This is a genomic window from Dyella sp. SG562, assembly GCF_011759495.1.
In the GTDB taxonomy this organism is placed as follows: domain Bacteria; phylum Pseudomonadota; class Gammaproteobacteria; order Xanthomonadales; family Rhodanobacteraceae; genus Dyella_D; species Dyella_D marensis.
On sequence record NZ_JAAOYS010000002.1, the window covers coordinates 352,209 to 364,933 of the forward strand.

Genomic DNA, 12,725 nt, shown 5'->3' on the forward strand with positions numbered 1-12,725 from the left:
TGTGACTGCGGGGCGGCGCGGCGGTTCCGTGCGCGCCGGGCGCCTTCTTGTAAAGCGTCCGGCGCGGCAGGCATAGTCCCTGGCGGCAGTCGACGTGGGGAATGGCATGCGGGTCCGCCTGGAAGACGTAGCGCGCGCGACGGGCGTGTCGCCCAAGACGGTGTCCCGCGTGCTGAACGAGGAGCCGTCGGTCAAGGAATCCACGCGCAAGAAAGTGCTGGCCGCGATGGAGCAGATGAACTACCGGCCCAGTCCCGCCGCGCGCGGCCTGGCCGGCAGCCGTTCGTTCCTGATCGCCATGCTGTACGACAACAACGAGAACCCCGCGTCCACGTACCTGGCCGAGATCCAGGACGGCGTGCTCGACGCCTGCGATGCGCACCGCTACAGCATGATGGTCAGCCCGCTGCGCCTGCGCGGGCACGATCCGATCCGCCGCATCGACGCGCTGGTGGCCGACCACCATATCGACGGCGTGATCATGACGCCGCCGCTCACCGACCACGCGCCCCTGCTGCGCCGCCTGCAGGAACACGGCGTGCCCTGCGCGAGCATCTCGCCGCTGCAACGCGAAGCGGCCATCGGCGTGTGCATGGACGAGCAGCAGGCGGCGAAGGCGGTGGTGCAACATCTGCTCGAGCTGGGCCACAAGCGCATCGGCCATATCCTGGGCATCGCCAACCACGGCGCCAGCCGCTGGCGCCTGCAGGGCTACAAGGAAGCGCTGGCCGCGGCCGGCCTGCCGTTCGATCCGGCGTTGGTGGTGCAAGGGGAATTCACCTTCGGATCCGGCGTCATCGCCGCGCGCGGCCTGTTCGAGCTGGCCAGGCGGCCGACCGCGATCTTCGCGGCCAATGACGACATGGCGGCGGGCGTGATGTGGGCGGCGAACGAGCGGGGCCTGAAGGTGCCGAAGGATCTCTCGGTGTGCGGCTTCGACGACACCCCGCTGGCGACCCAGCTGTGGCCGCCGCTGACCACCGTGCGGCAGCCCAGCCGCGAGATGGGCAAGCTGGCCACCTTGCAGCTGATGGACAAGCTGCGCGGCCGCGGTCCGGGCTTGCTGTTGCAGGTGCCCTATTCCCTGCAAATACGCGAATCCACCGCCAAGCCCTGACGTAGGTTGGGGTGAGCCGCAGGCGAACCCCAACATCGCAACGTCCAAACGCGCCGCACCGTTGGGGTTCGCCTGCAGCTCACCCCAACCTACGGTCTGGTCCTAAAGTGCTGCAATGCTAATTGACAGCGCTGTCATTTCTGGCAGGCTCAGCGGCTCTGGGGGCAGCTCCGGGGTGAGCGCCGATGGTTCTTATCGTGGAAGGGAGAAAGGCGTGCTGGCGTCCGTTCGTCGTATGCGTGTTGCACCGATCGCTTGGGCCCTCGCCCTCGCCTGTCTGCCGCCCGGCGCCGTGACGGCCGCCGATACGGCCGTCCATCCCGAGCAATGGCCCGCGGCGCATTGGCCGCTGCCGCGCGATGCCGCGCTCGAACAGCGCGTCGCCGCGCTGATGGCGAAGATGAGCGTGGAAGAAAAAGTCGGCCAGCTGATCCAGGCCGACATCTCCGCCATCACGCCGGACGACCTGCGCACCTACCGCCTCGGTTCCATCCTCGCCGGCGGCAATTCCAAGCCGGAAGGAAAGACCACCGCCACCGCGGCACAGTGGAAGGCGCTGGCCGATGCGTTCTACCGCGCCGCGATGGACACCAGCGACGGCCGCCAGGCCATCCCGCTGCTGATCGGCATCGACGCCGTGCACGGCCACAACAACACCGTGGGCGCCACGCTGTTTCCGCAGAACTCCGCGCTGGGCGCCACGCGCGATCCGCAGCTGATCCGCGACATCGGCGCGGCGACCGCGGCCGAAGTGCGCGCCACCGGCATCAACTGGACCTTCGCGCCCACCCTCGCCGTGCCGCAGGACCTGCGCTGGGGCCGCGCCTACGAAGGCTACGCGCAGGACCCGAAAGTGGTGGCGCAGTACGCGGCCGCGATGATCGAAGGCTTGCAGGGCAAGGCCGGCACGCCGCATTTCCTCGACGCCTCGCACGTCGTCGCTTCGGCCAAGCACTTCCTCGCCGACGGCGGCACCAAGGACGGCAAGGACCAGGGCGACGCGCAGGTCAGCGAAGCCGGGCTGCGCGAAGTGCACGCCGCCGGTTATCCGCCGGCGATCGATGCCGGCGTGCAGACGGTGATGGCCTCGTTCTCCAGCTGGAACGGCCAGAAGATGCACGGCAACAAGGCGCTGCTCACCGGCGTGCTCAAGGGCCGCATGGATTTCCAGGGCTTCGTGGTCGGCGACTGGAACGGCCATGGCCAGGTGCCGGGCTGCAGCAACGTCGACTGCCCCGCTTCGATCGATGCGGGCGTGGACATGCTGATGGCGCCGGACAGCTGGCGCGGCCTGTACGAGCACACGCTGGCCGAGGCGAAATCCGGTGCGATCTCCGCCGCGCGGCTGGACGACGCGGTGGCGCGCATTCTGCGCGTGAAGTTCCGCGCCGGCCTGTTCGAAGCCGGCCTGCCCTCCGCGCAGCCGCTGGCCGCGAAATCCGCCGAGGTGATCGGCAGCCCCGCGCATCGCGCGCTGGCGCGCCGCGCCGTGCGCGAGTCGCTGGTGCTGCTCAAGAACAACAACGGCCTGCTGCCGCTGGATCCGCGCAAGCGCATCCTGGTGGCCGGCGATGCGGCGGACAACATCTCGCGCCAGAGCGGCGGCTGGACGCTCACCTGGCAAGGCACGGGGCTGAGCAATAAGGACTTTCCGGGCGCGCAATCGATCGGCGCCGGCATCGCCGAGCAGGTGAAGGCAGCGGGTGGCCAGGCCGAGATCGCCGCCGACGGCCGCTACGCGAGCAAGCCGGACGTCGCCGTGGTGGTGTTCGGCGAAGACCCTTATGCGGAATTCCAGGGCGACCTGCCCAACCTGCTGTATCGCCCCGGCGACGAACACGATCTGGAACTGCTGCGCCGCCTGCATGGCGACGGCATTCCCGTGGTGGCGGTGTTCCTCAGCGGCCGTCCGCTGTGGGTGAATCGCGAGATCAACGCCTCCGATGCCTTCGTCGCGGCGTGGCTGCCGGGCAGCGAAGGCGGTGGCGTCGCCGACGTGCTGCTGCGCAAGCGCGACGGCAAGATCGCCAACGACTTCCACGGCAAGCTCGCTTACGCATGGCCGGGCAGCGGCGTGCACGGGCAGGGCGAATCGCGCTTTCCGTTCGGCTACGGCCTGCGCTATGCCGACCATGCCAACGTTACCGACCTGTCGGAAGCCTCGGGCATCAGCGGCGAGCAGATTCCGGTGGGCAACTATCTCGACCGCGGCAAGTCGGTGCGCGGCTATACGTTCCGCCTGCTCGGCGCCGACGGCGTTGCCTCGGTGGTCAGCACGTCGCAGTCGGCCACCGGCGACAGCAGCCTGCGCATGAGCGCGCTCGACTACAAGGCGCAGGAAGACGCACGCCGCTTCGAGTGGAAGAAGAGCGGCGCGGAGTTGACCATCCAGTCGCGCGCACCGTTCGATCTGGATCGCCAGACCAATGGCGACGTGCTGCTGGTGGCGACCGTGCGCGTGGATGCGCTGCCGGGCAAGGACGCATGGATCGGCATGGGCTGCGGCGCCGGCTGCAAGGGGCGCGTGGCGCTGGGTCCGACGCTGGCGGCCTTGCCCACCGGCACGTGGACGCGCATCGGCGTGCCGCTCAAATGCTTCCGCGCCGCGGGCGCCGACATGCACCGCATCGACCAGCCGTTCGTGTGGGGCGCGGGCGCCGGATCGTCGGTGGCGCTGGCGCGCGTCGCGCTGGGCACCGACGCCGACCAGGTCGTCGACTGCGCCAGATAAGCGCCGAACCGGGCAGCCCGGCACGGCGCTGCCGCAAGCCTCTTCCCGCTATGCACCATGAGGGCCGCCACGTTCGCTGGCGGACCCTCGCAAAGCCCGTCACAGCAAGGGTTTGATGTGGAGTTCACGCGTGCTGCCACGCGTCAAGCTTCCGCGGGAAAGGCGGTCTATCATCCCCGAATGACAGCGCTGTCATTTTGACATCCAGCATCACGCCGCCGTCGGGGAGACGGCGGCGCCCATCGCCAAGAAGTAGGGGAGACTTACATGAAGTTGCGCTACTCAGCTTTGCACGTCGCCTTGGCCCTGGCGCTCGCCACGCCGGCGGCGTTCGCGGCGGACGGTCCGCAGGCCGCGCCTGCACAGAACACACCTGCACAGGGCGGCACCGCGCCGGACAAGAAGGTCAAGCAGCTCGACGCCATCGAGGTCAGCGCCACCAAGCGCGAAACCCCGCTGCAGAAGACGCCGGTCGCCGTCAGCGCCATCACGCCCGACACGCTCGACAAGGAGCGCGTGATGACGGTGCAGGACCTGACCCGCCTGGTACCCGGCCTGCAGGCCACCGCGCAGGGCGACCACGGCGTGGTGACGCTGACCATGCGCGGCATCGGCAACGACAGCGCCAAGACCGAATACGCCGACCCGGAAGTGGCCACCTTCGTCGATGGCGTGTACTCGCCGCGCGCCGAAGCCGCCGCCGGCCTGCTGCTGGACATGGACGGCGTGGAAGTGCTGCGCGGCCCGCAGGGCACGCTGTGGGGCCGCAACTCCACCGCCGGCGCGATCAGCTTCCAGACCGCCAAGCCCGACATCAATGCCGGCTTCTACGGCAATGCGCAGGTCGAAGCGGGCAACTACAACATGATGGGCGCGCGCGCCGCGGTGAACCTGCCGATCAGCAGCACCTTCGCCATGCGCGTGGCGGTGGTGCACGCCCAGCACGACGGCTACGTCGATTACCAGAATCCGTCCAGCCAGCTGCCCAGCGTGGCGCAGCAGCAGGCGACGTATCTCGCCGCCGGCGGCAACCCCGCCAAGTTCCGCCCGATCGACCCCAGCCTGTTCGTGCAGGGCGGCGACAAGTACAGCGCGCAGGATCAATCGGCCGCGCGCGTCAGCGCCTTGTGGCAGCCGAGCGAGGCGTTCAAGTGGAACCTCTCGTACGAGTACTTCATCGATCGCGGCACGCTCAACATGGGCCTGATGCAGCAGCCGCGGCAGGGGCAGAAGTTCTGGTCCGCGCTGATCGACACCGCGCCCGATCTGCACCGCAACTCCGGCACCTTGCGCAGCCGCATGGACTGGAACATTGGCAGCAATATGCAGCTGAGCTATGTGGCCGGCTACAACCATTTCTCCGGCAAGAGCCAGTTCGACCAGGATTCCGGCGTGCAGGTGCCGACCAGCTTCGCCACCGGCGCTTCCTCGCAGAACGACCGCACCAACTCGTCGAACTACAAGAGCTACAGCCACGAGTTCGACCTGAAGTCGGTGGGCGAGCAGACCGTGGACTGGATCGTCGGCGCCTATTACGGCTACGAAGACAACAACATCCGCTTCGACATCCCGATCATGAACGGCACGATGGTGTCGGAGTCGGTGGCGTGGCAGGGCTCCTTCATCCAGCCCAAGGAGACGGTGAAATCCACCGCGCTGTTCGGCCAGGCCACCTGGCATCTGTCCGACCACTGGCGCCTGACCGGCGGCCTGCGCTGGTCGGACGATGAGAAGAAGAACATCGGCGGCCGCGGCTGGGGCTGGGCCTATGACGCCACGGTGCCGCAGGTGCCGATCGCGCCGAGCACGTATCCGAGCCCCGCGACCGGTTTCAATATCTCCACGCGCAACGACGCCAAGTACAGCGACGACCGCGTGACCTGGCTGGCGCGCATCGATACCGACATCAGCGAACACGGCCTGCTGTATGCCAGCGTTTCCACCGGCTACAAGTCCGGCGGCACGCAGGACGCCGGCACGCTGTACAAGCCGGAGACGCTGACCAACTACGAGATCGGCACCAAGTTCGTCTTCCTCGACGGCAAGCTCACCTGGAACACCGCGGCGTACTACGAGGACTTCAAGGACTTCCAGCTGTCCGCGCCGATCACCTATCCGGACGGCAACCGCGGCCTGGGCTTCAACAACGTCAAGGGCAGCACCAAGGTGGCGGGCCTGGAGTCGGAGCTGGCGTACCAGGACAAGGACGACCGCGCCAACCTGGTGCTGTCGCTGATCCCGAAGAAGGAGCTGGGCACCTTGCTCTACGCGGGCAGCAACGATTACCAGGGACTGCCGGCGTGCGCGCCGCAGTCGGGTATTTCGGCCTGCATGAATATCTCCGGCAACGATCTGCCGCATGCGCCGAATGTCGCGCTCACCGCGATCTACGAGCACGATTTTCATCTGGGCAATGGCGGCCGCCTGACGCCGCGTTTCAGCGGGCAGTACCAGAGCGACCAGTGGCTGAGCACGTTCAACCTGGGGGCAGGGGATAAGCAGAAGGCTTATTTCCGCGGCGACCTGGCGCTGCGCTATACCGAGCCGCAGGATCGCTGGTGGGCGGCGGCCTTCGTGCAGAACGTCACCGACGGCCGCGTGCGGACCAGTGCGGGGCGGTTTGCGATGCCGGACGGGAGCTTCCAGTACGTGTCGCAGTATCTGCCGCCGCGGACGTTCGGGGTGCAGTTGGGCGTGTGGTTCTGACCGGGTTCCATCCGCCGGCGCAGCGATGGCGCCGGCGTACTCCCCTTGGCCGGGTCCGCGCGACCCGGCCCTTTCTTCAGGGCGAAAGCGGACACGCCGCTGCCGCCTGACGCGTAGGTTGGGGTGAGCCGAAGGCGAACCCCAACAGGCCTCCCGCGTGGCCGCACCGTTGGGGTTCGCTGCGCTCACCCCAACCTGCGCTGCTGCCACGGGATGTCAGCAGTCCGGCTTCGCTGCGACCGCTTCGACCATGCCTGCTGGCATGATGTACGGACCTCACCCCGTGATGGCCCCCACATGCCGCCCCGCACCACCCACGCCCAGGTCGCGCTCGCGATCGGGGTCCTGCTGATCGCCATGGTGTCGTACCAGTGCGGCGCCTCCCTGGCCAAGCACCTGTTCCCCCAGGTCGGCGCGCAGGGCGCCACGGCGTATCGGCTGGGGCTCAGCGCATTGATCCTGCTGCTGTGGCGCCGCCCGTGGCGCCGCGTCCACCGCGGCAAGGACTGGCGCGTGCTGTGGGGCTACGGCCTGGCGATGGGTGCGATGAACCTGGTGTTCTACATGTCGCTGCGCACGATCCCGCTGGGCATCGCGGTGGCGCTGGAATTCACCGGCCCGCTGACGCTGGCGATGATCGGCTCGCGCCGCCTGATCGACTTCGTGTGGATCGCGCTGGTGATCGGCGGCCTGCTCCTGCTGCTGCCCCTGCAAGGCCAGGTGCATGCGCTCGATCCGGTGGGCGTGATGTATGCGCTGGCGGCGGGCGTGGGCTGGGTGCTGTACATCGTGCTGGGCCAGCGCACCGGCGCGGCGTATGGCGCCGATGCGGTCACGCTGGGCACTTCGATCGGCGCCCTGCTGGCGATCCCCTTCGGCGTGGCGCACGCCGGCACCGCACTGCTGTCGCCTTCGCTGCTGCCGTACGCGCTGGGCGTGGCCTTCCTCAGTTCCGCGCTGCCGTACTCGCTGGAAATGATCTCGATGACGCGCCTGCCCGCGCGCACCTTCAGCACCTTGCTGAGCCTGGAACCCGCCGTCGCCGCGATGGCCGGCGTCACCCTGCTGGGCGAGCGCCTGACCACGCTGCAGTGGCTGGCCATCGGCGCCATCATCATCGCTTCGGCCGGCACCGCCTTGAGCGTGCGCCGGCCGACCGCCGTCGAGCCGGGCACGGCCGTGAATTGAAGCGGCTCAGCGCTCCACCACCGGCAACCACACCGCCGACGGCTGCGCGCCCGACCGCAGCACCGTGATCGTCGCCGCGCGGTAATCGCCCGGCTTCGCCTCGAAGATATTCGGCACGAAGGTCTGCGGGTTGCGGTCGTACAGCGGAAACAGCGAGGACTGGATCTGCACCATGATCCGGTGCCCCGGCTGGAACACGTGGTTCACGTTCGGCAGCTCGAAGCGATAGCGCTGCGGCTGGTTCGCCGGAATCGCGCTGGGATGCTCGAAGCTCTCGCGGTAGCGGCCGCGGAAGATATCCAGCGCAATCGGCAACTCATAGCCGCCCATCGACGGATCGTGCGTCACCTGCGAGGGATACACGTCGATCAGCTTCACCACCACGTCGCCATCGGTGCCCGTGGTGGCCGCGCGCACGTCCGCCACGGGGATGCCCTGCACGCGCACCGGCGCGGTCAGCACCGGCGTTTCGTACACCAGCACGTCGGTGCGTCCATCGACAAAGCGCTGGTCGCTCACCAGCCATTTGCTCCAGGGCAGATAGCCGGCATAGGTCGAGCCGTAGGCGAAGAACGGATCCAGCACGGGGCGCGGCAGGAAGGGCACCGGCCTGGCCGGATCGCTGACATAGCTGTCGCCCGCATCCGCTTCGGTGGGCGCGGCGAAGCTCAGGCCGAAATCCTTGCCCAGGTACAGCGGCTTCAGGGCGTTCACGCAGCCGTGCTCGCAGGCCGTGGGCCAGTCCTCGAAGCGGTCCCAGCGGTTGTCGCCGGTGTTGTAGACCGAGACGTGCGCCAGCGGCGCCGCCGGCTTGTCGCGCAGGTAGTGTTCGAGGAAGGGCAGCACCATGTCGCGGTTGTATTCCAGTGCGGTGTCGCCCGACCACTTGAGCGGCCCCAGCGCAAAACCGGTGCCGTTGACCTGGCTATGCGACCACGGGCCCAGCACCAGCCAGTTGTTGGACGCATGGCCGGCGGCCTTCAATGCCAGCCACGCATGGTTGGCACCCCACATGTCCTCCTGGTCGAACAGGCCCTGCTCCCACAGCGTGGGCACCGACGAGGGATGCGCCGCCAGCAGCCGCACCAGGTCCTGCCCCTGCCAGAACGCATCGTAGGCAGGGTGTTCCATCACCCGCGCCGTGAACGGCAGCTTGTCCAGGCCTCGGCTGCGCACGTAGTCGCCGGTGGAGCCGGCGCGCAGGTACTCCTCATATTTGTCGTAGGTGTCGCTGGGCGTGACCGCGCCGGCACCCTTCTGCACCGTCTGCATATGCACATAGCCGAGCATCAGGTTGCGGAACGCGCCATGGTGGAACCAGTCGTCGCCCATATAGGCATCGATCACCGGACTCTCCGGCACCGACGCCTTCAGCGCCGGATGCGGATCGAGCAAGGCCATGGCGGCGGTGAAGCCTTCGTACGATGAACCGATCATGGCGACGCGCCCGTTCGATTCCGGCACGTGCTTCACCAGCCAGTCGATGGTGTCCCAGGCGTCGGTGACGTGATCCACCTTGGTGGGATTCAGCGGCCCGCGCACCGGCCGCATCATCACGTAGTCGCCCTCCGAACCGTATTTGCCGCGCACGTCCTGATAGACACGGATATAGCCGGCCTGCGCGAACACCGCATCGCCCAAGGGCAACGCCGACAGCAGCGACGAGCTGGTCGCATTGCCCGCGCGCTCGTCCGCGTTGTACGGCGTGCGCGTCAGCAGGATCGGCGCATCGTGCGCGCCCTTGGGCAGCATGATCACCGTGTAGAGCTTCACCCCGTCGCGCATCGGGATCATCGCCACGCGCTTGACGAAGTCCTGCCCGCCCGGCACCGCGTCGTCGAACGTCTTCGGGATATCGTTGATGCCGTACAGCGGCGCCTGCTTCCGCGGTGCGTCGGCCGCGGCCACCGTGGCCGCCATGGCGAAGAGGCACATCAACAGCGACCTGCCCAGGGTGGTCCTCATGCGTCCGATCCTTTCAGCGGGGATGTCCGTTCGATCTTAGGCACGGCCCGCGCGCCGGCGAAAACTAAAAACGCTAATGGCTCTTATAAGATGCGATTATCCGGCGAGGCCCGGCATCCCCCACGGTCCGGCCCACCCACCTGATCACGGACAGCGGCATGGGCATCCGACTCGATATCGCATTGCTGCGCAGCTTCGTCGCCATGGCCGACGCCACCTCGGTCAGCGGCGCCGCCGGGCAGGTGGGCCGCACGCAGGCGGCGCTCAGCCAGCAGCTGAAAAAGCTGGAGCAGGCCGTGCAGCAGCCATTGATGATCCGCAGCGGCCGCGGCGTCTCGCTCACCACGCATGGCGAACGGCTGCTGGCGCATGCGCAGCGCATCCTGCGCACGCACGACGAAGCGGTGGCCGACCTCACCGGCGAGAACCTGTCGGGCCGCCTGCGCTTCGGTTGTCCGGACGATTACGCCCGCGTGTTCCTGCCCGGCCTGCTGCAGAGTTTCGCCAGCCTGCATCCGCAGGTATTCATCGAAGTGGTGTGCGCGCCATCGCCGCGGCTGCTGGAACGCTTGCGCGACAAGTCGCTGGACATCGCCCTGGTATCGCAGCCGGACAGCGCGGAGCGCGGTCATTTCCTGCGCCGCGAACCGCTGGTCTGGGTGGGCAGCAAAGGCAGCCAGGCATTCCGGCGCGATCCCCTGCAGCTGGCGCTGTCGGATCCGGATGCGCTGGATCATCTGGCCGCGACCGCCAGCCTCGATCGTGCGGGCCGCGATTACTGCATCGCCTATGCGAGCGGCAGCGTGGCCGGCCTCACCGCGGTGGTGCGTTCCGGACAGGCCATCACCGTGATGACCCTCACCGGCGTGCCGCCGGATTTGCGCGTGCTGCCGCCGTCGAGCGGACTGCCGGCGCTGCCCTCGATCGGCATCACCATCCAGAACGCCGCGCATGCCTCGAGGCTGTCGAGCCGTTTCGAAGCGCATGTGCGGGCGGTACTGCCCACGCTTTGACCGCCCAGGCCGGGCAAACCGCCTACTTCATGCCGATGCGCATCGCCTTTCAATGCACCGTACGGCGTATGTCGGGCCTGCCAGCCAGCCCGTAGATTCCGGCAGGGAGGCGCTGCCTCCCCGGGGCGGCGGCCAGGGCTACGCCGCGATCGACGCTCGTCACCATCACCGAGGGTCAGCCATGAAGCATCTGCTCATGACCACGGCCGGAACGCTCCTGCTCATCGTCGCCGGCGGCACCGTGCTTTCCGCGCAGGAAAAAGCCAAGGGCCCGCCGGGCACGCACGACAAGTACTCGCTGGTCTCGCCCAGCGGCATCGCCTTCGCCGACTTCAAGGGTTACGAGGACTGGTCGGTGGTATCCAGCGCGCGCACCGACGAGGTGCTGAAGGTGATCGTGGCCAATCCCATCATGATCAAGGCCTACAAGTCGGGCATTCCCGGCAACGGCAAGCCGTTCCCGGAAGGCTCCAAGATCGCCAAGCTGCAGTGGAAGTTCAAGAAGAGCACCGAGGCGCCGTTCGTCGTCGACGTGCCCGACGTGTTCTCGCAGGCCTTCGTGATCGAGAAGGACAGCAAGCGCTTTCCCAGGAGCGGTGGCTGGGGCTATGCGCTGGTCGACTACGACGCGGCCGCGGATACCTACAGCGCCGACCCCACCGGCGTCGCCGACTGCGGCCACTCGTGCCACGTCAAAGTGGCCGCGAAGGATCACATCTTTCATCCGTACCAGAAGCGCTGATGCCGGCAGGCAAGGGGCTTGCATCGCCGCAAGCCCCTTGCGCCGAGGTCAGGGTCCGATCGGCAGACTGGCAATGCCGGTTGCCGCTGCGCCGGAGCCGCCGGCCTCGGTCACCCACAGCAGGCCGGCGCGCTGTTCCAGTGCGATGTTGTAGTAGCCGCTGTTGGCCGGCACGATCGTGTACTGCGCGATGCGGCGGGCCTTCGGATCCAGCATGCCGATATAGCCCGCGTCCTGCTCGAACCAGACCCGGCCGTGGCTGTCCACGCGCATGTCTTCCGCGTTGGCGTTGGCGATGGGCAGGGGATATTCGATCCAGCCGCGCGTTACCTTGGGCTTGACTTCGCTGGTGCTCGGCGGTGCCGGTGCACGCGTGGGCGTCGCGCGTGCCGTGACGGTGGGTTTGATCGTCGCGGGCTGCGGGCTCGCCGCGCGCGTCGCCGGCTTGGCGGTTTCGTCGGTGTGCGGCGCCACGGCCGGGTCGAGCAGCGCCAGCGCATTGCCGTAGTACTCGGATACCCACACCGTGCCGTCGGCATTGGCGATCACGCCGGAAGGAGTGCCGCCGGCAGTTGGCACCAGATACGTACTGATGACGTTCGTGCCCGGGTTCAGGCGGCGGACCTTGTTGGTCCCCTTCGGCCCGGCGCCGGCGTAGTTGCGTTCCACGAACCACACGTTGCCATGCGGGTCCAGGCTCAGCTGTTCCATATGGTCGTCGGGGTGCTCCAGCAGCACCGTCCATTCGCTGACGCTGCCATCCGGCGCGAGGCGTCCGACACCGGCCGTGACGGTGAACCATTGGCTGCCGTCCGGCGCGAGCTGGATGAAATACGGTTTCTCGCGCGAAGGAATCGCGTACTCGACGAGCGCGCCGCTGCGCGGATCCAGGTGACCGATCGCGCGGCGGACCTGATCGGTGAACCAGATACCGTCCTTGCCGGTTTTAAGAATGAAAGGCTGGCCGCCATCGGGCAGCGGGTACTCCGCCGAACTGCGATCCGGCCGGAGCACGGCGATCTTTCCGGCGCTGGTTTCCGAGTACCACACGTTGCCGTCGGCGGCGACGTCGACACCCTGCGGCGTGCTGGCCTGGGTGGGCGTGGCGAAGGTGTCGAAGCCGGCCTTGGCGGGAGCCGCATCGGCGGCGGCGAGAGCAGGCACGGGAAGCAGGAGGGCAACGGCGCCGAACATGGCCGGCGCGGCCAGACAGAGCATGCGATGCATCACTCATCTCCTTGTGATGGGCGGGAATGCCCGCGA

The 12,725-nt window shown here is 67.9% G+C and carries 8 protein-coding genes; 6 read left to right on the forward strand and 2 right to left on the reverse strand.

Annotated elements, in window-relative coordinates; all coding sequences use genetic code 11:
• The first annotated feature begins 106 nt into the window (after positions 1-106).
• The 4 genes from FHW84_RS04955 (at position 107) to FHW84_RS04970 (ending at position 7,742) form a co-directional block, all read left to right on the forward strand.
• A complete protein-coding gene (locus FHW84_RS04955; protein WP_167253029.1) occupies positions 107-1,117 on the forward strand; it encodes a LacI family DNA-binding transcriptional regulator in 1,011 nt (336 codons plus the stop codon).
• A 292-nt stretch (positions 1,118-1,409) separates the two neighbouring features.
• Positions 1,410-3,848: a glycoside hydrolase family 3 N-terminal domain-containing protein gene (locus tag FHW84_RS04960; protein WP_343203561.1), complete on the forward strand. Its 2,439-nt coding sequence runs from the start codon at positions 1,410-1,412 to the stop codon at positions 3,846-3,848.
• 267 nt (positions 3,849-4,115) lie between these two features.
• Entirely contained in the window at positions 4,116-6,554 is a 2,439-nt protein-coding gene (locus FHW84_RS04965) for a TonB-dependent receptor (protein ID WP_167253031.1), read from the forward strand.
• Positions 6,555-6,851: 297 nt separating this feature from the next.
• Positions 6,852-7,742, forward strand: coding sequence for an EamA family transporter (locus FHW84_RS04970; protein WP_167253032.1), 891 nt, complete (start codon positions 6,852-6,854; stop codon positions 7,740-7,742).
• A 6-nt stretch (positions 7,743-7,748) separates the two neighbouring features.
• Here the strand turns inward: FHW84_RS04970 and FHW84_RS04975 are convergent, their stop codons facing one another.
• Complete coding sequence (locus FHW84_RS04975) at positions 7,749-9,707, reverse strand: CocE/NonD family hydrolase (RefSeq protein ID WP_167253033.1); 1,959 nt, start codon at positions 9,705-9,707, stop codon at positions 7,749-7,751.
• Positions 9,708-9,865: 158 nt separating this feature from the next.
• Between FHW84_RS04975 and FHW84_RS04980 the strand changes: the two genes are divergently transcribed.
• Positions 9,866-10,720 carry a LysR substrate-binding domain-containing protein gene (locus FHW84_RS04980; RefSeq protein WP_167253034.1) on the forward strand — a complete coding sequence of 285 codons (855 nt, stop codon included), beginning with the start codon at positions 9,866-9,868 and terminating at the stop codon, positions 10,718-10,720.
• A gap of 181 nt (positions 10,721-10,901) precedes the next feature.
• Complete coding sequence (locus FHW84_RS04985; RefSeq protein WP_167253035.1) at positions 10,902-11,462, forward strand: cytochrome P460 family protein; 561 nt, start codon at positions 10,902-10,904, stop codon at positions 11,460-11,462.
• A gap of 48 nt (positions 11,463-11,510) precedes the next feature.
• On the opposite strand, the gene FHW84_RS04990 is transcribed toward FHW84_RS04985, so the two are convergent.
• Complete coding sequence (locus FHW84_RS04990) at positions 11,511-12,689, reverse strand: antibiotic hydrolase (protein ID WP_167253036.1); 1,179 nt, start codon at positions 12,687-12,689, stop codon at positions 11,511-11,513.
• Positions 12,690-12,725 lie beyond the last annotated feature (36 nt).

Excerpts from the sequence above, each read along its gene's own strand:
- FHW84_RS04955 (WP_167253029.1), top strand. The coding sequence starts at position 107 with ATGCGGGTCCGCCTGGAAGACGTAGCGCGCGCGACGGGCGTGTCGCCC.
- FHW84_RS04965 (WP_167253031.1), top strand. The coding sequence starts at position 4,116 with ATGAAGTTGCGCTACTCAGCTTTGCACGTCGCCTTGGCCCTGGCGCTC.
- FHW84_RS04970 (WP_167253032.1), top strand. The coding sequence starts at position 6,852 with ATGCCGCCCCGCACCACCCACGCCCAGGTCGCGCTCGCGATCGGGGTC.
- FHW84_RS04975 (WP_167253033.1), bottom strand. The coding sequence starts at position 9,707 with ATGAGGACCACCCTGGGCAGGTCGCTGTTGATGTGCCTCTTCGCCATG.
- FHW84_RS04980 (WP_167253034.1), top strand. The coding sequence starts at position 9,866 with ATGGGCATCCGACTCGATATCGCATTGCTGCGCAGCTTCGTCGCCATG.
- FHW84_RS04985 (WP_167253035.1), top strand. The coding sequence starts at position 10,902 with ATGAAGCATCTGCTCATGACCACGGCCGGAACGCTCCTGCTCATCGTC.
- FHW84_RS04990 (WP_167253036.1), bottom strand. The coding sequence starts at position 12,689 with ATGCATCGCATGCTCTGTCTGGCCGCGCCGGCCATGTTCGGCGCCGTT.